This window comes from Streptomyces sp. NBC_00203 (genome assembly GCF_045206325.1).
Taxonomy (GTDB): domain Bacteria; phylum Actinomycetota; class Actinomycetes; order Streptomycetales; family Streptomycetaceae; genus Streptomyces; species Streptomyces lutosisoli.
Window position 1 is genome coordinate 2,098,377 of the sequence record NZ_CP108126.1, and the last position, 22,757, is coordinate 2,121,133.

General features: G+C 71.6%; 20 protein-coding genes and 1 tRNA gene. 9 read left to right on the plus strand and 12 right to left on the minus strand.

The window, feature by feature from the left end; genetic code table 11:
- Positions 1–60: 60 nt before the first annotated feature.
- Entirely contained in the window at positions 61–732 is a 672-nt protein-coding gene (locus tag OG975_RS09735) for a FadR/GntR family transcriptional regulator (protein WP_330303373.1), read from the plus strand.
- On the opposite strand, the gene OG975_RS09740 is transcribed toward OG975_RS09735, so the two are convergent.
- Positions 638–3,223, minus strand: coding sequence for an NACHT domain-containing protein (locus tag OG975_RS09740; protein ID WP_406328742.1), 2,586 nt, complete (start codon positions 3,221–3,223; stop codon positions 638–640). The two genes, OG975_RS09735 and OG975_RS09740, sit on opposite strands and share 95 nt — an antisense overlap.
- A gap of 259 nt (positions 3,224–3,482) precedes the next feature.
- Here OG975_RS09740 and OG975_RS09745 point away from each other — a divergent pair, with 259 nt between their 5' ends.
- The gene (locus tag OG975_RS09745) at positions 3,483–4,580 is read left to right on the plus strand and encodes a PAC2 family protein (RefSeq protein WP_406328743.1); all 1,098 of its coding nucleotides are present in this window, start codon (positions 3,483–3,485) and stop codon (positions 4,578–4,580) included.
- Between the two features lie 63 nt (positions 4,581–4,643).
- Here OG975_RS09745 and OG975_RS09750 read toward each other — a convergent pair whose 3' ends face one another.
- On the minus strand, positions 4,644–5,579 hold the full coding sequence (locus OG975_RS09750) for an SMP-30/gluconolactonase/LRE family protein (protein ID WP_406328744.1): 936 nt from the start codon (positions 5,577–5,579) through the stop codon (positions 4,644–4,646).
- A gap of 336 nt (positions 5,580–5,915) precedes the next feature.
- Between OG975_RS09750 and OG975_RS09755 the strand changes: the two genes are divergently transcribed.
- The gene (locus OG975_RS09755) at positions 5,916–7,667 is read left to right on the plus strand and encodes a S8 family peptidase (protein WP_406328745.1); all 1,752 of its coding nucleotides are present in this window, start codon (positions 5,916–5,918) and stop codon (positions 7,665–7,667) included.
- A 60-nt stretch (positions 7,668–7,727) separates the two neighbouring features.
- The gene (locus tag OG975_RS09760; protein ID WP_406328746.1) at positions 7,728–8,270 is read left to right on the plus strand and encodes a hypothetical protein; all 543 of its coding nucleotides are present in this window, start codon (positions 7,728–7,730) and stop codon (positions 8,268–8,270) included.
- A gap of 79 nt (positions 8,271–8,349) precedes the next feature.
- Here the strand turns inward: OG975_RS09760 and mshC are convergent, their stop codons facing one another.
- From mshC to OG975_RS09780, 4 genes are all read right to left on the minus strand, one after another.
- Positions 8,350–9,579 carry a cysteine--1-D-myo-inosityl 2-amino-2-deoxy-alpha-D-glucopyranoside ligase gene (gene mshC / locus OG975_RS09765; protein WP_381251081.1) on the minus strand — a complete coding sequence of 410 codons (1,230 nt, stop codon included), beginning with the start codon at positions 9,577–9,579 and terminating at the stop codon, positions 8,350–8,352.
- 209 nt (positions 9,580–9,788) lie between these two features.
- Positions 9,789–10,616, minus strand: coding sequence for an SCO1664 family protein (locus OG975_RS09770; protein WP_406328747.1), 828 nt, complete (start codon positions 10,614–10,616; stop codon positions 9,789–9,791).
- On the minus strand, positions 10,580–11,170 hold the full coding sequence (locus tag OG975_RS09775; protein WP_369257027.1) for a DUF3090 domain-containing protein: 591 nt from the start codon (positions 11,168–11,170) through the stop codon (positions 10,580–10,582). The genes OG975_RS09770 and OG975_RS09775 overlap by 37 nt, the downstream gene beginning before the upstream one ends.
- Before the next feature lie 120 nt (positions 11,171–11,290).
- Positions 11,291–11,977 carry a histidine phosphatase family protein gene (locus OG975_RS09780; protein ID WP_406328748.1) on the minus strand — a complete coding sequence of 229 codons (687 nt, stop codon included), beginning with the start codon at positions 11,975–11,977 and terminating at the stop codon, positions 11,291–11,293.
- 98 nt (positions 11,978–12,075) lie between these two features.
- Here OG975_RS09780 and corA point away from each other — a divergent pair, with 98 nt between their 5' ends.
- A complete protein-coding gene (corA, locus tag OG975_RS09785) occupies positions 12,076–13,059 on the plus strand; it encodes a magnesium/cobalt transporter CorA (RefSeq protein ID WP_406328749.1) in 984 nt (327 codons plus the stop codon).
- A gap of 75 nt (positions 13,060–13,134) precedes the next feature.
- Here corA and OG975_RS09790 read toward each other — a convergent pair whose 3' ends face one another.
- Together OG975_RS09790 and OG975_RS09795 are read right to left on the minus strand one after the other, a co-directional pair.
- A complete protein-coding gene (locus OG975_RS09790; protein WP_406328750.1) occupies positions 13,135–13,920 on the minus strand; it encodes a ferritin-like domain-containing protein in 786 nt (261 codons plus the stop codon).
- A 229-nt stretch (positions 13,921–14,149) separates the two neighbouring features.
- The gene (locus tag OG975_RS09795) at positions 14,150–15,205 is read right to left on the minus strand and encodes an LLM class F420-dependent oxidoreductase (protein ID WP_330303385.1); all 1,056 of its coding nucleotides are present in this window, start codon (positions 15,203–15,205) and stop codon (positions 14,150–14,152) included.
- Positions 15,206–15,380: 175 nt separating this feature from the next.
- Between OG975_RS09795 and OG975_RS09800 the strand changes: the two genes are divergently transcribed.
- Complete coding sequence (locus tag OG975_RS09800) at positions 15,381–16,364, plus strand: aldo/keto reductase (RefSeq protein WP_406328751.1); 984 nt, start codon at positions 15,381–15,383, stop codon at positions 16,362–16,364.
- Positions 16,361–18,601, plus strand: coding sequence for a helix-hairpin-helix domain-containing protein (locus OG975_RS09805; protein ID WP_406328752.1), 2,241 nt, complete (start codon positions 16,361–16,363; stop codon positions 18,599–18,601). Before OG975_RS09800 ends, OG975_RS09805 begins: the two co-directional genes overlap by 4 nt.
- 104 nt (positions 18,602–18,705) lie before the next feature.
- Here the strand turns inward: OG975_RS09805 and OG975_RS09810 are convergent, their stop codons facing one another.
- Positions 18,706–19,392 carry a hypothetical protein gene (locus OG975_RS09810; protein ID WP_406328753.1) on the minus strand — a complete coding sequence of 229 codons (687 nt, stop codon included), beginning with the start codon at positions 19,390–19,392 and terminating at the stop codon, positions 18,706–18,708.
- 47 nt (positions 19,393–19,439) lie between these two features.
- Here OG975_RS09810 and OG975_RS09815 point away from each other — a divergent pair, with 47 nt between their 5' ends.
- Positions 19,440–19,628: a DUF5703 family protein gene (locus tag OG975_RS09815; RefSeq protein ID WP_081223519.1), complete on the plus strand. Its 189-nt coding sequence runs from the start codon at positions 19,440–19,442 to the stop codon at positions 19,626–19,628.
- 102 nt (positions 19,629–19,730) lie between these two features.
- On the opposite strand, the gene OG975_RS09820 is transcribed toward OG975_RS09815, so the two are convergent.
- From OG975_RS09820 to OG975_RS09830, 3 genes are all read right to left on the minus strand, one after another.
- On the minus strand, positions 19,731–20,549 hold the full coding sequence (locus tag OG975_RS09820) for a chaplin family protein (RefSeq protein ID WP_406328754.1): 819 nt from the start codon (positions 20,547–20,549) through the stop codon (positions 19,731–19,733).
- Positions 20,550–20,700: 151 nt separating this feature from the next.
- Positions 20,701–20,934, minus strand: a complete 234-nt coding sequence (gene chpH / locus OG975_RS09825) for a chaplin ChpH (protein ID WP_330303389.1) — start codon at positions 20,932–20,934, stop codon at positions 20,701–20,703.
- A gap of 146 nt (positions 20,935–21,080) precedes the next feature.
- A complete protein-coding gene (locus tag OG975_RS09830) occupies positions 21,081–22,406 on the minus strand; it encodes a M20/M25/M40 family metallo-hydrolase (RefSeq protein WP_406328755.1) in 1,326 nt (441 codons plus the stop codon).
- Positions 22,407–22,593: 187 nt separating this feature from the next.
- Between OG975_RS09830 and OG975_RS09835 the strand changes: the two genes are divergently transcribed.
- Positions 22,594–22,681, plus strand: a tRNA-Leu gene (locus OG975_RS09835).
- Positions 22,682–22,757 lie beyond the last annotated feature (76 nt).

Sequence of the window (22,757 nt, forward strand, 5' to 3'; positions counted from 1 at the left end):
CCCACTGAACCCCCATAATGGCGTGAGACATCGGATGTCTGAACGACAGGGAGGCCCGCCATGGCAGTCACCGACGAGGCGATCGAAAAGATCAAGGGAATGATCGTCTCCGGCGCACTGCGTCCCGGCGACCGGCTTCCCAAGGAGAGCGAGCTCGCCGCCGAACTCGGGCTGTCCCGCAACTCCCTGCGGGAGGCGGTGCGCGCGCTCTCCCTGATCCGCATCCTCGACGTACGCCAGGGCGACGGCACGTATGTCACCAGCCTGGATCCCCAACTCCTCCTTGAGGCGCTGAGCTTCGTCGTCGACTTCCACCGCGACGACACCGTGCTCGAGTTCCTCGCCGTGCGCCGGATCCTGGAACCCGCCGCCACGGCGATGGCGGCCTCGCGCATCAGCGAGCAGCAACTGGACGCGCTGACCGCCCAGTTGGACGCCCTCGGCGGCGCGCCCTCGGTGGAGGAACTCGTCGGCTGCGACCTGGAGTTCCACCGGGGCATCGTGCAGAGCTCCGGCAACTCGGTGCTGTGCTCCCTCCTCGACGGCCTGTCCGGGCCCACCACCCGGGCCCGCATCTGGCGCGGCCTGACCCAGGAGGACGCGGTCAGCCGCACCCTGCACGAGCACCGCGCGATCCTCAGCGCCCTGCGCGACCGTGACGCGGAGGCGGCCCGGTCGTGGGCGACGGTGCACATCGCGAGCGTGGAACAGTGGCTGCGGTCGACCCTGTGAACTGCCGTTCCGGGTCCGCCAGATGGTGTTGCAGTTCGATGTGGCGGAACTGGTAGACGGCGCCCACCCGGCGAAGTACGCCCCGGTGCTCATGGGCGTCGGCGAGGAAGGCCATGAGGTCGCGGGGCAGTTTCGCACGGAGGGCGAGGTACCAGCGGGCCACGGCGTAGCGGCCCCAGGCGGTCTGCCGCAGCCCGGCGGCCAGGCCCATCAGCAGGGCGGGCATCATCCCGATGGCATAGCACCAGACGTAGTCGTCGGTGATCGTCGGATGCCACAGGCGCGGTGCCACGAACGTGAGCATGCACCACTCCTGCGCACCGAACACGGCGGCACCGAGCACTACCGCGGCGAGCACGCATGTGCCCATCGTGCGCCGGTCGTTGCGCAGCAGCGCCCGCCCGTCGACCGAGCCCGCGAGATCCACGGGAACGGTCCGCAGCCCCTGCACGAGCATGCAGGCCACCGCGAACAGCGCCCCTTGCCGCCATGACTCCCAGGCGGCTTCGAGCGGCTCGGCCGGGGCGACGTAGAACCTGCCCGGTTCACCCCCGAGCACCTCTGTGAGGACGCCCTCCATGAAGTAGACGGAGGCCACCAGCGTCCCGGCCAGCACTCCCTGGGCGATGACCCGGCGGTCGATGGACCAGCGGACCCGGGCGACCGGGCAGGCGGGGTCCGCGGGCATGCCGTCCAGGCCCATCGTGCAGGCGAGCAGCGTGTAGAGCACGGTGCTGAGCGTGCCGCAGGCGTTGTGGAACGCGGCCATCCACAGGCCCGCTGTGACGACCCCGGTCAGCAGCACTCTCCGGTCCCAGCCGGACGGCCGGCGGAAGACGGGCCGGCTCCCGACCGCGAACCCGCAGCAGATCACCGCCATCAGGGTCACCGCGCCGCTGTCCGCCAGCCGTTGCAGCAGCACGTCGGTCAGTTCGGCGGACGGGGCGGCGGCGGCACCCAGTACGGACACGACCAGCCCGGCCGCGACACCGCCCACCAGCCCGCCGCACAGCCCTCCGGCCAGCACACCGAGGCCGCCGCGCCACGGCCAGCTCGGGTCGTAGTCGGGATCGTGGGTGAAGTGGTGGACGACCTCCAGGACCGTCCCCTCCGCCAGCCATGCCAGAGCCCCGAGCAGCACCCCGGCCAGCGCCCTCGGCAGCACGCCCGGCACGGTTCCGTGCAGCTTCCACCAGGCGACCTCGGCCGCCCCGTCGAACCCGCGCTCCATGTGAACCGCCAGATACCGCAGGGCGGTTCGGGCCTGCTCCGCCGTCCATCGGCAGGGCCTGCGTGCATGCGGCCGGTACGCCGCCCCGACGAACGCCTCGAAGAGATGGTGCTCCACCGCCGCCCGGGTGGGGCAGCGCAGCAGTTCACCGGGGTCCGGCAGAGCGGCGTGTCCCTCCCCCGGGCGCGGGTTGTAGACGGACCGGGCCAGGGACACCATCAGCGGGCTGGTGAGAGCTCGCGCGGCGGGCGCGTCCGCGCCCAGCACCTCGACGACCGGGTCCCAGCGCCCGGCGGCCGGGGTGCCCGAGCCGCCCGCGTCCCGGAGCAGATAGCGGGCGACGTCCTCGCCGCCGAGCGGTTCGAGGTGGATGCCCGCCATCCCGCTGAGCCTCGCGGGCACCCCGGTGCGCGGCCGGAGCGCGGCACGGTACTCCGCGGGACGGCTCGACAGCACCAGCCCGCACCCGTACGGCAGCGCCTCGCTGATGCCGTGCAACGCCATGGCGCCCACGGCGGCCGGGAGTTCGTCGAACCCGTCGAGCACCGGGAGGACCAGCCGCTGGTCCAGCAGCATCCCGGCCCGGGTGACGCACCCGTACCGCTCGGGCGCGGGGGCGCCCAGCTCCGCGTGGTCCTGCACGAGCTTGCGCTCCATCCAGCCGCGCAGGTCCTGGGCGGCCGGGTCCCAGGAGGCGAGCGGGAAGAGCACGGGCACCGGCTCGCCCTCCTGCCGCCGCCCGATCAGCCCGAGCACCAGCCGGACGAGCAGCAGCGTCTTGCCCGAACCGGGGTCGCCGAGCACCAACAGCCGCCGCGTGGGGACGCGTTCGGTGAAGACCGCGTCGATCTCACCGCCCCGCCCGGCAAGCCCGTACGACGCCGGCGCACCGGTGGACGGATCCGGGTCCCTCTCCTCGACCAGCCCGGTACCGGCGGTTCGCCAGGCCACGGGCAGGGGATACGGATCCTCCAGGCGCCGTACCCGCGCCTCGGCCTCCCACTGATGGCGTACGGCGGTGGCGAGCCGGTCGGCGACAGCGCCCGGGCCCTCCACCGCGGCCGCCTCGATCCGGTCGGCCCGGTAGGCGCTCCAGGCGAGGTAGGCACCGGCCCCGGTCGGCAGCAGCGCGGCGAACACGGATGCCGGGTCGTCCAGGTGCGGGGCCACCAGGCACGCCCCCACGGTTCCGACGCCGAGCAGGGCCAGATAGACGATTCCGGCTCGCCGCACACCCGACCTGGGGTCAACTCCGCTCACCCGACGAAGAGTTCCCTACCCGTCCGCCGCCCGGCACCGAATCGGCGTACCCCCACACGAGTGGGTGAACCCGGGCGCCGTAGTCCTCCTCGGACAGCTCGGATGACTGGGCGTGGTTCAGGGTGACGATCACGGGTGTTTCCGTGGCGTCGGCGGGGCAGTGATCCGTTCACTCCCCCGTGCAAGGGGGCTGCGGAGGTCCCCTCGGAACGCCGTAAGGTTGGGGCGTACGCGAGGGCACGTCGGAAGGAGGCGCTGGGTGATCGAGCTGGAGGGGGTTCCCGAGCTGATCGACCCAGTCATGGTGGCCGCGTTCGAAGGCTGGAACGACGCCGGCGACGCTGCCTCCGCCGCGGTCGCGCATCTCGACAGGGAATGGAAGGGCGAGGTGTTCGCGGCGCTCGACGCCGAGGACTACTACGACTTCCAGGTGAACCGCCCCACCGTGTGGCTGGACGGCGGCGTACGCAAGATCACCTGGCCGACCACGCGTCTGTCGGTGGTCCGGGTCGGCGGCGAGAAGCCGCGCGACCTGGTGCTGGTCCGGGGTATCGAGCCGTCGATGCGGTGGCGCTCGTTCTGCAACGAGCTCCTCGGCTTCGCGCACGAGCTGGGTGTCGAGCTGGTGGTGATCCTGGGCGCGCTGCTCGGTGACACCCCGCACACACGTCCGGTGCCGGTCAGCGGGGTCACGTCCGATCCGGACCTGGCCCGCACCATGGACCTGGAGGAGACCAAGTACGAGGGCCCGACGGGCATCGTCGGCATCCTCCAGGAGGCGTGCACACACGCGGGCGTACCGGCCGTTTCACTGTGGGCGGCCGTACCGCACTACGTGTCGCAGCCGCCCAACCCGAAGGCGACACTGGCCCTCCTCAACCGCCTGGAGGACCTCATCGACCTGCGCATTCCGCTGGGCGAGCTGCCCGAGGACGCGCGGGCCTGGCAGCTGGGCGTGGACCAGCTGGCCGCCGAGGACAGCGAGGTCGCCGAGTACGTGCAGACGCTGGAGGAGGCCCGGGACACCGCCGAGCTGCCGGAGGCGTCGGGCGAGGCGATCGCCCGCGAGTTCGAACGCTATCTGCGACGCAGGGACGGCAGCGGTCCGGCGGCGCAGGCCGGGGGCCACGCGACGGAGACCGGCGACTCGGCCTCGTACCTCCGCGACGGCCCCGGCGGCCGCACCCGGCCGCCGAAGCCGCAGCGGCCCGAGACGGACACCGGATCCGAGCCGGACGCTGAATCCGAGGCCGACGCGGGATCCGAGGCCGACGCCGGGACCGATGCCGGTTCCGAGACCGAGACCGATTCCGAGTCCGGTTCCGGTTCCGGTTCCGAGGATTCCTCGGAGGACTGAACCAGCAGGGGCGGTACGCGGGATGCGTACCGCCCCTGAGTCGTCGCAGGCCCGTCAGGCCCGTCAGACCTGGTCCACCGCCACCACGTCGTACTCCGTGTCCGGCGTCGGCTCGACGTCGAAGCGGGCGTTCGGCAGATACAGCCGGCCGTCCCAGGCCGCGACCGTCGTCGGGATCCTGAAGCGCGGGTCGGTGATCCGGGCGATCGCCTTGCCCTGGGTGCCGGCGGCGTTCAGACGGAAGACGTCGATCAGGTTCTGTGCCTGCTGAACGGCGTAGAGGGTGCGGCCCACGAGCAACAGACCGTCGCCATTGGGGAGTCGGGAGGCGCCTAGGTCCACGACGGTGGCCGCCCCCGTACGGGGATCGACCCGCATCAGTGTGCCGCCGCCCGCGACCGTGTTCACCACGAGCAGCGCGCGGCCGTCGGGCGTGCGCTCGATACCGTTGGCGGTGAAGTCGGGGCCCTGCTCCCAGTCACCGGTGAGCGGCACGGCCGTGACGGCTCCGGGCTCGCCGTGCCTGCCCAGCGCGAGCCGGTAGAGCCTCGCCTGGTAGGAGTCCGTGAACCAGGCGGCGTCCGGTGTGAGGATCACGTCGTTCACGAAGGTGCCCCCGACGGCGTACACCTTCTCGATCTCTCCGCTGCGGGCGTCGACCGTCCGCAGCTCGCCGCTGGCGCCGCCGGCGAGGAAGAGCCTGCCGTGCCGGTCGGTCTTGAGGCCCACGGTGGGGTGTTCGGCGCCGAGGCCCTCGCTGATGACTCCCCCGCGCCCGGTGTTCAGGTTCACGCGGTAGATGTCGCCGTTCGCCAGAGAACCGAAGTACGCGAACGGGGCGGAGCCGATGGTGATCCCTTCGGGCCGGAAGCCGTCGGGGAGCGGGAACCGGGCGGGCCGGTGCTCCTCGGCCGCGTGGGCGGTGCCGCCGAGGAGGGCCGCTCCTCCGAGCGCGGCGGTGGCGGTGAGCAGTCTTCGACGTGCGAAGGAACGGTGCATGGAGCGTCCTTCCGCAAGGGGCCGGTTCGCACCGGCCAAGGGGTCAACAGCCGCTGTCACCCCATCACATGACACACGCCTCCGCAGCCTTTGGCCGGATTGATACGTGACATCTGTTTCAAGACGGATTGCACAGGTTTCCCCATTCAACTTGTTTTCAAACCAAGTTGGCGAATGCGGGGTGGACGAGTCGCCGTGGGCGTGCCAGGTTGTGCCCCGAAGGCGCGGCCCGGGGACGGGACATGGCACCGCGTCGTCCCGCAACGGAGCACCACACGGCACGGCAGAGCACACGCATGGACCGGCACCCGCAGGGATCGAAGGGAGCGGTACGCGATGACCGACCAGGTACAGCCGGCGCAGGGCCCGGGAACGTCCGGGCCGGGGCCCGACGGAGCCGGATTCACCTACCGAGGAGCCGAGCAGGAGCTGATCGTCGTCGCACGCCCCGAGGCCCGGCTGCGCGCCCGGGCCGAGGGCGTCCGCTCGGCGGTGGGCGCGGACGTATCGGCCCTCAACATGTTCCTCAGCGACGAACAGCTCGCCCTGGAACCGCTGTTCGGCAGCGAGGAGCGACTCCAGCAGTCGCAGCAGCAGTCCGCGGTGGCGGGCACCGAGAGCGGGCCCGACCTCGCGCTGTTCTACCGGGTGCGCGGCGTCGCGAGCCGTGCCCAGGAGCTGCGCTCACGGATCGCCGCACTGCCGGAGATCGACACGGCGTATGTGAAGCCCGGCGCCGTCCCCGCCTCGGTGGGCTCGGTCGGGCAGAGTTCGGACGACAGCCGGCGCATGAAGGAAGGGGCGCCCGTCACCCCCGACTTCACCAGCCGCCAGGGCTATCTGCGCCCCGCGCCCGAGGGCATCGACGCGTACTGGGCCTGGCAGCGGCCGGGCGGTACGGGCCAGGGCGTCACGGTGATCGATGTCGAGGGGGCCTGGCAGCTCGGGCACGAGGACCTGGCGGCGAAGCTCGCGGGCGTGGTCGTCGGCACCCCGCTGACGGACCTCGCCTGGCGCAACCACGGCACCGCCGTCATCGGGGTGATCGGCGGCGACCAGGGCGAGTTCGGGATCACCGGTGTCGTGCCGGACGCCGTGACCGCGGCCGCGTCCTTCCAGGGCATCGGCTCGGCGGCGGCGATCCACGCGGCGGCCGACCGGCTCGGCCCCGGCGACATCCTCCTGATCGAACTGCACGCTCCAGGGCCGCGGTTCGACTTCGAACAGCGCGACGACCAGCAGGGCTACATCGCGATCGAGTGGTGGCCGGACAACTTCGCGGCCATCCGGTACGCGACCGCCAAGGGCGTCCTCGTCGTGGCGGCCGCGGGCAACGGCGCCGAGTCGCTCGACGACGCGGTGTACGAGCGCCGCCCGGCCGAGTTCCCCGAGTGGTGGCGCAACCCGTTCAACCCCTCCAACCAGTCCTCCGGCGCGGTCCTGGTCGGCGCGGGCGCACCGCCGCCCGGCACGCACGGCCGCGACCACGGCCCGGACCGCTCACGGCTCGCGTTCTCCAACTACGGGGCACGCGTGGACGCGCAGGGCTGGGGACGCGAGGTCACGACCACCGGCGGCTTCTGGGACCGGCCCGGCGACTTGCAGGGCGGCGCCGAGGAGATCGGCTGGTACACGGACACGTTCTCCGGGACCTCCTCCGCCTCCCCGGTGGTGGTCGGCGCCCTGGCCGCCTTGCAAGGCATGCTCAGGGCGGCAGGGCAGGAACCGATGTCCCCGGAGCGTGCGCGCGCGGTGCTGCGGGCCACGGGCTCGCCGCAGCAGGACGCGCCGGGCCGGCCCGCCTCCCAGCGGATCGGCAACCGGCCGGACATCAAGGCGGCGGTCACCCATCTGCTGCCGGAGGCGGTCGGCTCGGGCCAGGCCGAGCGGTACTGGGACGAGCTGCTGCCGTATCCGCGTGAACTCCCGCCCAGGCTCCGGCTGTACGTGTCCGGGGCATGGCGCAACCTCAACACCCCGTCCCCCGAGATCCGCCAGGCGGTGCACACCGCCTTCGCCGGGGGACGGCCCGACGTACGTGTCTGGTTCTCGGACGACGAGATCGTCGGCCTGGTGGTCACGGGCTGAGGACCTGTTCGTCATGGACCGACGGAACGCAACCAACCATTGATGGAAGGTGGCACCCGCATGAGCACGATCCCGCAGATGAGCCAGCAGGGCCAGCAGCAGGGCCAGCAGGGCCCGAGCACCGCGCCCCCTCAGCAGTTCGGGCAGCAGCAGGGCATGGGCCAGCAGCAGCCCTTCGGTCAGCAGATGCAGCAGCCGTTCGGCCAGCAGGGCATCGCTCAGCAGCAGATCCCGCAGCAGCACATTCCGCAGCACCTCCAGCAGCAGCTCCAGCAGCTCGGCCAGCAGCAGCCCTTCCAGCAGCTGCTCCAGCAGCTCGGTGGGCAGCAACAGCAGCTGGGGCAGCCGCTGGTCCTGTCGAGCGCCGTCGAGACGCAGGCGCTGGTGAGTGGTGTGGCCACGCGCTTCTGGGACGTCGTCACGCCGCTCCCGGGCCAGCCGTCGATTCTCTACCTGCTCATCAACAACGTGTGGCACGGCCTGGTCAACCCGAACCAGGTGACGCATGACGAGGTCCAGGAGGCCTTCGCCTACGGGCAGCAGGTCATCGGGATCTTCGACTCCGCCAGCGGCGCCATCCAGGCCGTCATCGTGAACAAGTAACGGCGGAGAGCTCTACGCACAGAGGGCGCCGGGCGGGTGAGAACCCGCCCGGCGCCCGGCCGATGTCACAGGGGTGCGGCTAGAGAGCCACCCCGAGCAGGGCGTCCACGGCGCGCGAGACGACGCCGGGGGCGCCCTCGTCCGTACCGCCCTGTTCGTGCTGGAGCGCGGCCCAGCGGTCGACCGCGGCGAGCGCCGCGGGCGCGTCCAGGTCGTTCGCGAGGGCGTCGCGGATCTCCGCGACGAGCGCGTCGGCGGACGGCCCGTCGGGCCGTGACACCGCCGCCCGCCAGTTCTCCAGGCGCGCGACCGCGTCTTCGAGGACGGCGTCCGTCCACTCCCAGTCGGCCCGGTAGTGGTGCGCGAGCAGCGCGAGCCGTATGGCGGCCGGGTCGACCCCGTCACGCCGGAGCGCGGAGACGAAGACGAGGTTGCCCTTGGACTTCGACATCTTCTCGCCGTTGAGGGCCACCATGCCGGCGTGGACGTACGCCTTGGCCATGGGGAACTCACCTGTCAGCACCTGGGCGTGCGAGGCGCCCATCTCGTGGTGCGGGAAGGCGAGGTCGGAGCCGCCGCCCTGGACGTCGAAGCCCATCCCCAGGTGGTCGAGGGCGATGGCGACACACTCGATGTGCCAGCCGGGCCGGCCGCGGCCCAGCGAGCCGCCGTCCCAGCTCGGCTCGCCCTCACGGGCGGCCATCCAGAGCATCGGGTCGAGCGGGTTCTTCTTGCCCGGACGGTCCGGGTCACCGCCCCGCTCGGCGGACAGCAGGCGCATCGCGGCAGCGTCCAGGTTGGACACCTGCCCGAAGTGCGGGTCGGACTCGACGGAGAAGTACACATCCCCTTCGAGCTCGTACGCCGCGCCCGCGTCCCGCAGCCGCTCGACGAGCGGGACGATCCCGGGTATCGCCTCGACGGCGCCGATGTAGTGCTGCGGCGGCAGCATCCGCAGGGCGGTCATGTCCTCACGGAAGAGGGCGGTCTCCTTCTCGGCGAGTCCCACCCAGTCGACGCCGTCGCGCTCCGCCCGCTCCAGGAGCGGGTCGTCGACGTCGGTCACGTTCTGGACGTAGTGAACCTGCCGCTTGGTGTCGAGCCACACGCGCTGAACGAGGTCGAACGCGTTGTAGGTCGCCGCGTGCCCCATGTGGGTCGCGTCGTACGGCGTGATGCCGCACACATAGATACGGGCGACGGGACCGGGGTCAAGACGTACGAGCCCACCGGTCGCGGTGTCGTGGATCCGGAGGTCGCGGCCCTCACCAGGCAGGGCGGGGACCTCAGAAGCGGGCCAGGCATGCATGTCATGAGCCTAACCGGACGGAAGTTCCGTATACGAACCGGCCAGCTCCTGGTGGCCGGGAACACACCCTTGCGCGGGGCCGAGTGGTGTGCAGGCGAGCCCTGGGGGCCGGTGCCTGAGAGCTCGGGGCGCTCTGTGCTTCGGCAACCGCGGGTTCGCTGTGGTTGATCGCACAGTTCCCGGCGCCCCTGTCGGGGCGCCGGGTCGGCTCATACCGGTGGCCAGGGAATCGCCGGCCACTCCCCGCTCGGCTCCGGGTGCTTCCCCGAGGTGAGCATCGCGTCGACACGCGCGCGTGTGGCGTCGATCTCGGCGGCGGTGATCAGTTCGGCCAGCCGGGTGGCGAGCGGTGCGCCCGGCGCCAGGCCGTCGCGCAGGGAGGTGAGGACGTCGACCGCCTCCGTGGTCAGTGACTCCCCCGCCCAGCCCCACAGCAGCGTGCGCAGCTTGTTCTCGGCGTTGAAGGTGACCCCGTGGTCGATGCCGTACAGCCGGCCCTCGCCGGAGGGCAGCAGATGGCCGCCCTTGCGGTCGGCGTTGTTGATCACGGCGTCGAGGACGGCGAGCCGTCGCAGCCGGGTGTCGTCGGCGTGCACCAGCAGCGCCGTCTTCCCTTCTCCGACCTCGGCGAAGCCGATGGCCTTCCAGCCCTCCTCGGGCTCCTCGCGGTCCACCAGGGCGAGCAGCTCGGCCCCGCCGTCCTCGGCCGACGCCTCGATCCAGAGCTGGCACATGCCCTCGCCGTACGGCCCGTCGCGCAGCACGGTGGGCGGCACGAGCCCCCATCCGGTCGCCTCGGAGACCTCGTACGCGGCGACCTCGCGCTGCGCCAGGTTGCCGTCCGGGAAGTCCCACAGGGGCCGCTCGCCGGCGATGGGCTTGTAGACGCAGAACGCGTCCCGGCCGTCGTACGACACGGAGCAGTACAGCACCGCGTTCGAGGCCTCACGGATCCGTCCGCGCACCTTGAGCTCGCCCTGGGCGAGCAGCTCTGCCGTGGTCACGCTCCGCGGCGGTATCCGTTCTGGCGCGGACATACGTGTCCTTCCGGGTCGAGCGGGAGGCTGCACAGCGGGCACGGGGGCCGGCCGGCGTTGACGACGTCGAGGGCGCGTTTGGCGAAGGCCCGGGCCTGCGCGCCGGTGAGCCGGACCCGGAGCATCGGCGGGCCGTTCTCCTCGTCCTGGAGCAGCTTCTCCTCGGCCTCGGCGAGATCCTCCTCGGACTCCGCGTCGAGCTCCACGAGGGCCTGCGCCTCGACGATCATGCGCTGCTCGTCACCGTCCCAGGCCAGCGCCATGGTGCCGACCCGGAACTCCTCCTCGACGGGGGTGTCGAGGGGGGCGGTGTCGGACACCTCGGTCGGGGCCATGGCCGGGACGGGCGCGCTGCCGCCGGTGCGCCGTACGACCTCGTCGAGGAGCTCGTCCATGCGTTCGGCGAGCGCGGCGACCTGGGTCTTCTCCAGGGCCACACTGGTTACCCGGGGTCCTGAGGAGGCCTGCAGGAAGAAGGTACGACGCCCGGGCAACCCGACCGTACCGGCCACGAAGCGGTCCGGGGGGTCGTAGAGGAACACCTGACGGGACACGTCCTGTCTCCATTGAATCGGCATGAGAACCGGCTGACCGCGCCGGTCCTCATCGGCTGCTGAGAACTTGCTGACAACTACTGCGCTGCTTCGACCGCTTCACCCTACTGCGGCCGACGATCACGGTGCGCCCGCGCCGCCCCCGACCGGGGCGTCACCGCTCGGGGGTTCCTCGCGCGGCGCCAGGGACGCGAAATCGCCGGTGTCCCCGAGGCGCACGAGAAACGGCCTCATCCGTGTGTAACGGATCGCGGTGATCGAACACGGTTCAACAGAGATCCGCTGGAAGAGGTCGAGGTGAAGTCCGAGTGCGTCCGCGACGAGGGACTTGATGATGTCGCCGTGCGAGCACATGAGGTACACGGCGTCACCGCCGTGATCGCGCTCCACGCGCTCGTTCCACTCGCGCACCGCCTCGGCGGCCCGTGTCTGCATGGCGCGCATCGACTCGCCGCCGGGGAACGCGGCCGCGGACGGATGCACCTGTACGACCTCCATCAGCGGCTCGTCCCTCAGCTCGGCGAGCTTGCGGCCGGACCAGTCGCCGTAGTGCGCCTCCCCGATGCGCTCGTCGGTGTGCGCCCGCAGCTCGGGCCGGGCGTCGAGCAGCGGCTGGACGGTCTCCTGGCAGCGCTGCAGAGGGCTGGTGACGACCTCGGAGATCGGCAGCCCGGCGAGCCGCCCGGGCAGGGCGGCGGCCTGCTGGGCGCCGCGCTCGTCGAGGGCGACGCCGGGCGTCCAGCCGGCGAGCAGTCCCGCGGTGTTGGCGGTGGAACGTCCGTGCCGGACGAGGATCAGGGTGGGCATGCGGCCCAGCGTAAACGGGCGCCTCGGGGACAGGCCGGGGCCTGTGGACAACGGCGGCCGGAGTGCGCCCGTGCCCGAGCGGCGGAAGAATACGCTCCGTGATCGTCGACTGCGCCATCTACCGTGCCGGGCACCGAACTGAGGGCCCCGACGATCTCTCCGACGCCCTGGCGCAGGCGCGTGCCGCGGGCGACGCGTTCATCTGGATCGGGCTGCACGAGCCGACGGAGAAGGAGTTCGACCTCGTCACCGAGGAGTTCGGGCTGCACCCGCTGGCGGTCGAGGACGCCCTGAAGGCGCACCAGCGGCCCAAGCTGGAGGTGTACGACGACTCGCTGTTCATGGTCCTCAAGCCGGTCAGCTACGAGCCCGACAGCGACGTCGTCTCCACCGGCGAGGTCATGGTCTTCATCGGGGACTCCTTCGTGGTGACCGTCCGGCACGGCGAGGGCTCGCCCCTGGCGGCCGTACGGCTGCGTCTGGAGGCGGAGCCCGACCTGCTCCGGCACGGGCCGACCATGGCGCTCTACTCGATCGCCGACGCCACGGTCGACCACTACCTGGAAGTGGCGACCGAGCTGGGGACCGACCTGGAGGAGCTGGAGGCGGAGGTCTTCTCCCCGACTGTCGGCGGTTCGCGGAACACCGCGTCCAGGATCTACACGTTCAAGCGGCAGGTCCTGGAGTTCCGCAGGGCCTCGGTCCCCTTGGCGGTACCGCTGACCCGGCTGTCCGGGGCGGGCGCGCCCTTCGTGAACGACAAGGCGCAGCCTTTCTTCCGCGATGTCAACGACCATCTGATGCGGGTGAACGAGTCCGTGGAGGGCCTGGACCGGCTGGTCTCGGACATCCTCTCGGCGCATCTCGCGCAGATGAGCGTGCGCCAGAACGACGACATGCGAAAGATCTCCGCATGGGCGGCCATGGCCGCGATCCCCACGATGATCGCGGGAATCTACGGCATGAACTTCGACCACATGCCCGAGCTGCACTGGTTCTGGTCGTATCCGGCGGTGGTGCTGGCGATGGTCGCGCTGGAGATCCTGCTGTACCGGCAGTTCAAACGGCGGGGGTGGCTGTGATCGGGCTTCGAGCGGCGGGGGTGGCCGTGCGGGTCGGTCCGGGGCGATCAGGCTTCACGCGCGCGTGACGGCGGCTTACGCGAACTCGGGTGCCGCCACGGGGCCGCCGAGCGCGTCACGCCGCTCGGGCATCCTCAGGGAGACCATCCGGCGCCAGCCCACGGCCCGCTCGTAGACGTAGACGGCGTGGATGCCCACGGTGAGCGTGGCCCCCTTGGCCCTGGACCAGCCGAGGATGCGCCCCATGTGGGCCATGACGGCGAGGCTGACGTCCCGGTAGACGCGGATCTCGGCCAGCGCGCACTCGCGCAGCGCCTCCTGGATGGCGCGGCCGTGTCCGGCGTGCGCGAGACGCAGAAGTTCCTCGTGGCAGTAGGCGAGGTGGTTGTCCTCGTCGCTGGAGATCATCTTCACCGCGCGGCCGATGTCGGGGTCGTCCGCGAAGTGCTTGCGCAGCAGCTCCATCTGCTCGGAGGCGCGCTGCTCGGTGACCCGGCTGTGGGCGAGATACGTGACGATGTCCCGCGCGGTGAGGGGCTGGTCGCTCTTGAGCTTCTCGTGCGCGAGGCCGATGCCGTGCCGCTCCAGGAGCATGGTGTAGTCGGTGTCGGACGGCACCTCGACGGGCTGGAGGCCGCGCTTCTTCATGAGGGCGTTGAAGATCCGCCCGTGTTTGTCCTCGTCGGCGCCGTGCCGGGCGATCTTGGGTGCGAGTTCGCGCTCGCCGGGCGGGACGAGCGCGGCGATGCGGGCGTTCTCCCAGCCCCCCTGCGATTCCCCGCTGGCGGCGATGGAACAGAAGAGCCGGAACGACTCGTCGTGGTCGAGGATCTCCTGAAACAGACTTTTGGCCGAAAGCATCTCGCTGACACCTCTCTGCAGGGTTGCGCAGAAAACGAGTCAAATGGGATGCCAGGAGCGCGGCAACCGATGTGTCGGACAAATCCGCCAAACGACGGATGACGAGGGAGGCCCAGGCGCGTAACCAAGGGGACGCGGGCGCGTTGTTCTCCGTGACGGCCGTGGCGGGGAAGACCCCCCGAGCCCCCACCACGGCCGCAGAACCTCTCCTCCGGCCTGCTGTATCGCGCTACGCGAGCCCGGCCCGCTCCAGGGCCTCGAAACCGGCCCGGAGCGAGGCGATCCGGTCGTCCAGGGTGAAGCCCGCGGGGGCCAGTGAGAGCGTGGTGACCCCGGCCGCGGCGTACGCCTGCATCCGGTCGGCGATGCGGTCGACGGAGCCGAGCAGCGTGGTCTGGTCGATCAGGGTGTGCGGAATGGCGGCGGCCGCACCCGTCTTGTCGCCGGACAGGTACTTGCCCTGGATCTCGGCGGCTTCCTTCTCGTACCCCATGCGCTGGGCGAGCTGGTTGTAGAAGTTCTGCTTGGGGCTGCCCATGCCGCCGACGTACAGCGCGGTGTACGGGCGGAACATGTCGGCCAGCGCGGTCACGTCCTTGTCCTCACCCACGGCGAGCGGCAGCGTCGGGCAGACGTCGAAGCCCTCCATCGTCTTGCCCGCCTTCTCGCGGCCCGCGCGCAGATACGTGATCGCGGTGTCCTCCAGGTGGTCGGCGGAGGGGAAGATCAGCAGCGCGCCGTCGGCGATCTCGCCGGTCTGCTCAAGGTTCTTGGGGCCGATCGCGGCGATGTACAGCGGGATGTGCTCGCGCTCGGGGTGCACGGTCAGCTTGAGCGGCTTGCCCGGGCCACCCGGCAGCGGCAGGGTCCAGTGCTCGCCCTCGAACGACAGGCGCTCGCGCGTCATCGCCTTCCGTACGATCTCCACGTACTCGCGGGTGCGCGCCAGCGGCTTGTCGAACTTGACGCCGTACCAGCCCTCGGAGACCTGCGGCCCGGAGACACCGAGGCCGAGGCGGAAGCGGCCGCCCGACAGCGAGTCCAGGGTCGCGGCGGTCATCGCGGTCATCGCGGGCTGGCGGGCCGGGATCTGGAAGATGGCCGAGCCGACGTCGATGCGCTCGGTCTGGGCGGCGACCCAGCTGAGCACGGTCGCCGCGTCGGAGCCGTAGGCCTCGGCGGCCCAGCAGACGGCGTATCCGAGCCGGTCGGCCTCCTGGGCGACGGCGAGATTGTCCGCGTCCATTCCGGCGCCCCAGTAGCCGAGGTTGATGCCGAGCTGCATGGCCGATCCCCTTACCGATCAGTAACGTCCCTTGTTCCGGAGACCCTAGCGCGCTGGTGGGCATGGCGGCAGGGACGGGCTCGGGCATGGCCGGTCCGGGTCGCCCACAGAGCCCTGATCCCGGTTGTCCACAGGCACCCCACGTATTGAGTTCTGGCCAGTAATCTCGGCGTCCATGGAGCAGAGGCATCTCGGCCGTACCGGCCTGCGTGTGTCCCGGATCGGACTCGGCACCCTCACCTGGGGGCGGGACACCGGCGAGCATGACGCCGCGGACCTCTTGAAGGTGTTCTGGGAAGCGGGCGGGACCCTCGTCGACACCGCGGACGTGTACGGCGACGGGGACGCCGAGTATCTGCTCGGACGCCTCATAGAAGGGCTCGTGCCGCGCCGGGACCTGGTCATCTCGACGAAGGCGGGGAGCGTTCCCGACCCGGACCGCCGCTTCGACGGCTCGCGCGGCCATCTGCTGTCCGCCCTCGACGCCTCTCTCGCGCGCCTGGGCACGGACTACGTGGACGTGTGGCACATCCACGCCTTCGACCCGGCCACACCGCTGGACGAGACCCTCCAGGCGCTCGACCTCGCGGTCAGCAGCGGTCGCGCGCGCTACGCGGGCGTGTCCAACTTCTGCGGCTGGCAGCTCGCCAAGGCGGCGACCTGGCAGCTCGCGGCGCCGGGCGTGCGCACCCGCCTGGCCAGTACGCAGATGGAGTACTCCCTCCTCCAGCGCGGCGTCGAGCGGGAGGTGCTGCCCGCCGCCCTCGACCTGGGCGTCGGCCTGCTCCCTTCCTCACCGCTCGGGCGGGGCGTGCTCACGGGCAAGTACCGGGGTGGGGTGCCGTCCGACTCCCGGGGCGGATCGGAGCACCTCGCGCCGTTCGTCGCGCCGTACCTGGACGAGACGGCGAGCAGCATCGTGGACGCGGTGACGACCGCGGCGGACGGTCTCGCCGTGACGGCGCTCCAGGTGGCTCTCGCCTGGGTCCGCGACCGGCCCGGCGTCGCCGCCCCGATCGTCGGCGCGCGCAACGCGCAGCAGCTCACGGCCGCGTTGTCAGTGGAGACCCTTAGTCTTCCTGACGAGATCTGCCGGGCGCTCGACGACGTGTCGGCACCGGTGCACCACTATCCCGATCACGACTGGAGCACGCTGTGACCACGGAGCCGGAGACCACGGAGGAAGCGGAGCCGGGGGCGACGGGCGCGGACATGGCCGCCGACGCCCCGGAGACCGCGGGCGACGACGCCGACGCGGCCGAGGGCGACGCGGACGCGTCCTCCGAAGGCGGGGACGCGGAAGCGTCCTCCGCGAGCGGGGACACGGAAGCGGAAGGCTCCGAAGGCGCCAAGAAGCTGTCCGAGGCCGAGGCCGAGCTGGCGGCCCAGCGCCTGGAGCGGGAGCGGATCGAGCGGCGGAAGGCCGAGAAGCAGGGGCCGGTCGAGGCCGGGGCCAAGCTCACTGGGAAGGCCGCGGATCTGCTCGCGGCGGTGCGGGCCGTGGAGAGCGGCGAGAAGCCCGTGGCCACCGCGTTCCGCGAGCCCGAGCCCGCGCCACGCAGGGTCACGCAGGAGCCCGCGCGGCGCCCGCAGCCCATGGCCGCCCCGGCCCCCGCCCCGTCGGCCGCCGCACCCGAGACCGTCGGAGCCGTACGCGCGGTACTGACCGAGGGCGGCGCCCCCGACGCTCTCGCGCCGCAGGCCGTCGCGGCCCTGGGCGAGGGCGCCGACGAGCAACTGCGCGAGGACCCCTGGCAGTTGCTGCGGGTCGCGGGGGTGCGGCCCGAGCAGGCCGACGGGTTCGCCCGCGCGCTGCTCGGCGCGGAGTGCGGCCCCGACGACGAGCGGCGCGGCCGGGCGCTCACCATCTGGCTCCTGGAGCAGGCGGCCCTCGCCGGACACACCGCCCTCGACGCCCCGGCGCTCACCGCCGCGCTCTCCCAGCGCTCGGTGCCGGATGCCGACGCGGCCGTGCAGAGCGCCCTCGCGGAGGGCGAGGCCCTGGTCTTCCAGGACGCGCTCGACACGGCGCCGGCCCCCGCCGCGCAGGAGGAGGAATCCGAGGAGGCCGAGGAGCGCCCGGTCCGCGTCCTGGTGGGCCTGGAGCGGTACGCGCTGGCCGAGGAGAGCCTCGCCGACGGACTGGCCCGGGTGATGAACTCCGTGCCGAAGGAGGACGGTTCGGCCGCCGACTGGGAGCAGGCCGCCGCCGCGGCCGGCCGCTCCACCGCGGAGCTGATCCGCGCGGTCGCGGGCCACGGCCTGGTCCTGCACACGGGCGGGGACGCGTCCCAGACCGAAGCGGCGGCGCTGCTGTACGCCGCGCGCGGTCTCGGCCTGCGCGGCTGGGCCGCCACCCACACCGCGGGCGGCCGCGACCGCTTCACGGTCCAGATCGCCCAGTACGACCTGCCGGACGGCGCCGCAGACGGCACGGGCACCGGTGTCGTCACCGTCGCGGGGCTCCTGTCCGGCGCCGAGGGGCCGGGCCGGGACGCGGACGGCGCCTTCGACCTCGATCTCCTCGTCGTCCTCGACGCGCCGCAGCTCGACGTCGAGACGGCGGCCGTGCTCGCCGAGTCGCTGCCGGACGGCGCGCGGCTGGTGTTGAGCGGGGACCCGGGGGTGCTGTGGTCGGCGGGCCCGGGGAAGGTCTTCGCCGACCTGCTCGCCGCCCGGGTGTGCCCGCAGGTGGCCTCGCGGACGCCGGACCCCGGGCCGATCGGCGAGCTGGTCTCCGGGGTCGGTATCGGCGAGCTGAACCAGGTCGAGGCGCCCGGCAAGGAGGTCGTGATCGTCCCGGTGCGGGACGCCGGCGAGGCGGTGCACCGGACCGTGCAGCTGGTCGCGGACTCCGTGCCGCGCGCGATCGGCATCCCGGCGGAGCAGACCCAGGTGATCACGCCGGGGCACGGCGGCGCGGTCGGCACGCGCGCGCTGAACGCCGCCCTCAAGGAGCGGCTGAACCCCGGCCCCGGCCGTTTCGGCGGCTTCGACCCGGGCGACCGGATCGCGTACTCCCCCGCGCCGGGCCGTTCGGTGCCGGGACATGTGGTGAAGGCCGACGCCGACGGGCTGCACCTGGAGTGCGCGGGTCTGCCCGTCGTCGTACCGAAGGAAGGGGTGGAGCAGTCCGTGCGGCACGGCTGGGCGCTCACGGCTCACCAGGCGGTGGGCATGCGCTGGCCCGCCGCGGTCGTGGTGCTCCCCGGTGACGCCGCGCAGTCCCTGACCAGGCCCTGGGTGTACACGGCCTTCGGCCGCGCCGAGCGTCATCTGTCGGTGGTGCACGGGGTGGAGCAGGCCCTTCAGCGGGCGGTGGCGGAGGTCCCGCAGAAGCCGCGCACCACGCGCCTGCCGGCCCTGCTCAAGGCGCAGGCACCGGCCTCGGGCTGACCTTCTCCGGCACCCGGCGCCCCGCTCCGTGCACGCAGAGGTGGCGGCCACCGAACCCCGGTGACCGCCACCCCCGTACGTACGCCCTCAGTGATCCACCGTGCTCAGTGGTCCGCGTCCAATGGCTCAAGATCCCCGTCGGAGCCGAGACCGTCCTCCAGGTCGTCCTCCGCCTCGTCGTCGAAGACGGCGCTGACGTCGAAGCGGCAGACCACGCGCTGCGGATCGATCGATTCGAACGGGATCTCCAGCCATTCGCCGGGCTCGGCCGGATCGTCCGATGCGGTCACCCACAGGGTGGAGTCCGCCTCCTCCAGGCCGAACTCCTTGTGCCGGGAGGCGATCTCGTCCGGTTCGAACTCGCCGAACAGGACCCCGAGCGCACCGTGGATCGTGCCGGACGCCGCGTCGAAGCCCGCGGTGGCGGTCGCCCCGTCCTCCTCCACGGCCTCCACGCGCTGGGCCTGCGCCAGCAGTCGCTGTGGCTCCACCACCGCGTAGTCCCGGCGGATCAGCACACTGAGCGCATTCGGCTCCTCGGGGCCCGTGTACGGCGGCAGGGTGTCGTCGGTACCGGGGATCTCGAAGGGTGTGACCTCGTCGTAGCGGTCGTAGAGGAGCTCGTCGTACTCCTCGGCCGCGGCGGCCAGCTCGTTGAACGCCTCGTAGACGGCCGGGTCGTCTTCGCCCGTCCTGCGCTCGACCGCGGCCAGGTGGCGGTCGAGAGCGGTCTTGACCGCCTCGGCGGCGGCGCGTACCTCGGCAGCGGTGGGCTGCACAGCATCAGACATAGTGCAGACGCTATCCGTACACGGCCTCTGCCCGCACAATAGATGCGATGCCGGAATACGAATTTGTCGACGTGTACGTACCTCGCGGGGTCTCCCGCAAGGAGACGACACGTCTGCTGACGGACCATGCCGAGTACGGACACTGGGAGTTGGACCGCCTGAGCCTGCTGCGCGACGGCAGCCGCAGGGTGCGGTTGCGCCGACGGATCATCCGCCAGGTGCGCGCCACGTGGTGACGACAGGCCGCTGAAACGGAGCGGGCCCCGCAGTGGCGGGGCCCGCTCCGTTCTTCACGTCACAGGGGACATGCGTGACGTTGTGCTCATGTTCGTGCCGGTTTATGCCGCCGATCGTGCCTTGCGGTAGAGCAGGGCACCGGCCAGCAGCGCCCCCGCACCGGCGGGCACGACCACACCGAGCGGCAGGTCACTGCCGGTGTGGGCGAGCTGCGCGGCGCCCTTGGGCTGGGTGACGGACTGCGTCCCCGGGTGGTTGGCGTGCGAGGAGCCGCCCGGGTGCTTGCCTCCCGGGGTGGACGGCTGGCCCGGCTGCCCGGGGTGACCCGGAGTGCCCGGGTTGCCCGGCTGACCCGGGTGCCCGGGGTGGCCCGGCTGCCCGGGGTGACCCGGCTCTCCGGGGTTACCCGGAGGCGGCGTCTCGTGACCGCCGCCGGGCGGAGTGGTGGAGTGACCGCCGCCCGTCCCGTTGGCGCAGTCGTTGCCCGCCGCCGCGTTGCCGACGCCGACCACGTTCACGCTGTTGCCGCAGACGTTGACCGGCACGTCGATCGGCGCCTGCACATGATTGCCGGAGCCGACACCCGGCGAGTCACTGGCGTGCCCGCCGGCCTGCGCACCACCGCCGGAGTGGGAGCCTCCGTCGCCGTAGCCGCCCCCGGAGGAACCGCTGCCGCCGCCGTGGTTGACGCACGTGTTGCCCATCGCCGGGTTGAGCACCCCGACGACGTTCACGGTGTTGCCACAGACGTTGACCGGCGCGTGCACCGGCGCCTGCACCGTGTTGCCCGACAGCACGCCGGGCGAGTCCGAACTGGAACCGTTCGCACCCGAGTCGGCGTGTGCGTAGCCGCCGGTCGCGGCGAGTACGCCGGTCGCGGCCGCCACGGTCATCAGGCCCTTGCGGGTGACCTGTCGCATAACTGAATTCCCTGCCTTAGCCCTTGGCTTGGACCATCCGGAACGCGCACGCATCCGTCCAGTGCGTGCGCCGAAAGCCGGTCGGCCCCGGAGCGCATGGCGCGCACTCCGGGGCCGACGGGCTCAGACCCTCATGGGGTGAGGCACAACGTCACTTGTTGATGCAGGTGTTGCCGAAGGCGGGGTTCAGCAGCCCGATCACGGAGACCGTGTTGCCGCAGACGTTCACCGGGACGTGAACAGGCACCTGGATGACGTTGCCGGAGATGACGCCCGGGGAGTGCACAGCGGCACCCTGAGCACCCGCATCGGCGACAGCCAGGCCCGCACCCGCGAGAACCAGACCACCAGTGGCAGCCGCAGCAGCGACGACCTTCTTGATCATTATTCCTCCTTGTTGGCAAATGCGATCCCAAGTAGCTGATCGCAATACCTGTAACGAGGAGGGAGTAGTAGAGCTACGAGCTTATGGTCGCATTCACCCTTCCCGGGTGATCTCCGTACGCGCGGGCGAATACCGGGGTCAACACGTCACGACGCGTCGATGAAACGGTCGAGCACACGCACGCCGAACTGCAGCGCATCCACCGGCACCCGCTCGTCGACACCGTGGAACATGCCCGCGAAGTCCAGCTCCGGCGGCAGCTTCAGCGGGGCGAAGCCGAAGCAGCGGATGCCGAGGTCGGCGAAGGACTTGGCGTCGGTGCCGGCCGAGAGCATGTACGGCACGGCGCGCGCGATCGGGTCCTCGGCGGACAGCGCGGTCTGCATGGCGTCGACCAGCGCCCCGTCGAAGGTGGTCTCCAGCGCCTTGTCCGCGTGCACGTCCTCGCGCTTCACGCGCGGGCCGAGAATCCGGTCCAGGTCGGCGAGGAACTCCTCCTCGTACCCCGGCAGATAACGGCCGTCGACATGCGCGGTGGCCTGCCCCGGAATCACGTTGACCTTGTACCCGGCACCCAGCTGGGTCGGGTTGGCGGTGTTCTGCAGGGAGGCGCCGATGAGCTTGGCGATGCCGCCGAGCTTGGCGAGCGTCGCGTCCATGTTCTCCGGGTCGAGCTCGGTGCCGAGCGCGTCGCCGAGCTCGTCGAGGAAGTGCCGCAGCGTCTTCGTCACCCGGACCGGGAACTTGTGCCGGCCGAGCCGCCCCACGGCCTCGGACAGCTCGGTGATCGCGTTGTCCTTGTGGATCATCGAACCGTGCCCGGCGGTGCCGTCCACGGTCAGCTTCATCCAGTGCATGCCCTTCTGGGCGGTCTCCACGAGATACAGCCGCAGCTTCTCGTTGACCGTGAAGGAGAACCCGCCGACCTCGCCGATCGCCTCCGTGACGCCCTCGAAGAGGTCCGGGTGCTTGTCGACCAGGTGCCGCGCGCCCCAGGTGCCGCCCGCCTCCTCGTCCGCGAGGAAGGCGAGGACGATGTCGCGGGGCGGCTTGCGCCCGCTGCGCAGCCGGTCCCGGACGACCGCCAGCGTCATGGCGTCCATGTCCTTCATGTCGACCGCGCCGCGGCCCCACACCATTCCGTCCGCGATCTCTCCGGAGAACGGGTGGTGGGTCCAGTCCGCCGCGTTGGCCGGTACGACGTCGGTGTGGCCGTGGATGAGCAGCGCGGGCCGCGAGGGGTCCTCGCCCTCGATGCGGGCCACCGTGGAGGCGCGCCCCGTGTGCGACTCGAAGATCTGCGGCTCCAGCCCGACCTCGGCGAGCTTCTCGGCCACGTACTCCGCGGCCTTGCGCTCGCCCGGCCCGGAGTGGTCCCCGTAGTTGCTGGTGTCGATCCGGATCAGCTCGCGACAGAGGTCCACGACCTCGTCCTCGCCAGAGACGCCCCTGGCCGTGTTCGACTCGCTCACGCTGCTTCCTCCCACTGTCACTGCTGGTGGTCCCCCTCATCCTCCCTCCGATCCCTGCCGCTGCCCAAGGCCGGTCCCGGCCCGTCACACGCCGTTCACGCGGGAACAGGGCGTGATCAGGGGCCCTGGAAAGCCTGGTAATGTTTCCTCTGTCGCCGCGAGGGAAACCCCGCGCGACAGACACCTTGTCCGGGTGGCGGAATGGCAGACGCGCTAGCTTGAGGTGCTAGTGCCCTTTATCGGGCGTGGGGGTTCAAGTCCCCCCTCGGACACCATATGAAGCAGTGATCAGGCCCTGGCCGGGAGCAATCCCGTCCAGGGCCTGCTGCTGTCCGGGACGGGTGCGTGGTC

Excerpts from the sequence above, each read along its gene's own strand:
- OG975_RS09780 (WP_406328748.1), bottom strand. The coding sequence starts at position 11,977 with ATGCCCACCCTGATCCTCGTCCGGCACGGACGTTCCACCGCCAACACC.
- mshC (WP_381251081.1), bottom strand. The coding sequence starts at position 9,579 with ATGCATGCCTGGCCCGCTTCTGAGGTCCCCGCCCTGCCTGGTGAGGGC.
- OG975_RS09770 (WP_406328747.1), bottom strand. The coding sequence starts at position 10,616 with ATGTCCGCGCCAGAACGGATACCGCCGCGGAGCGTGACCACGGCAGAG.
- OG975_RS09735 (WP_330303373.1), top strand. The coding sequence starts at position 61 with ATGGCAGTCACCGACGAGGCGATCGAAAAGATCAAGGGAATGATCGTC.
- OG975_RS09755 (WP_406328745.1), top strand. The coding sequence starts at position 5,916 with ATGACCGACCAGGTACAGCCGGCGCAGGGCCCGGGAACGTCCGGGCCG.
- OG975_RS09820 (WP_406328754.1), bottom strand. The coding sequence starts at position 20,549 with ATGCGACAGGTCACCCGCAAGGGCCTGATGACCGTGGCGGCCGCGACC.
- OG975_RS09750 (WP_406328744.1), bottom strand. The coding sequence starts at position 5,579 with ATGCACCGTTCCTTCGCACGTCGAAGACTGCTCACCGCCACCGCCGCG.
- OG975_RS09800 (WP_406328751.1), top strand. The coding sequence starts at position 15,381 with ATGGAGCAGAGGCATCTCGGCCGTACCGGCCTGCGTGTGTCCCGGATC.
- chpH (WP_330303389.1), bottom strand. The coding sequence starts at position 20,934 with ATGATCAAGAAGGTCGTCGCTGCTGCGGCTGCCACTGGTGGTCTGGTT.
- OG975_RS09815 (WP_081223519.1), top strand. The coding sequence starts at position 19,440 with ATGCCGGAATACGAATTTGTCGACGTGTACGTACCTCGCGGGGTCTCC.
- OG975_RS09795 (WP_330303385.1), bottom strand. The coding sequence starts at position 15,205 with ATGCAGCTCGGCATCAACCTCGGCTACTGGGGCGCCGGAATGGACGCG.
- OG975_RS09810 (WP_406328753.1), bottom strand. The coding sequence starts at position 19,392 with ATGTCTGATGCTGTGCAGCCCACCGCTGCCGAGGTACGCGCCGCCGCC.
- OG975_RS09790 (WP_406328750.1), bottom strand. The coding sequence starts at position 13,920 with ATGCTTTCGGCCAAAAGTCTGTTTCAGGAGATCCTCGACCACGACGAG.
- OG975_RS09760 (WP_406328746.1), top strand. The coding sequence starts at position 7,728 with ATGAGCACGATCCCGCAGATGAGCCAGCAGGGCCAGCAGCAGGGCCAG.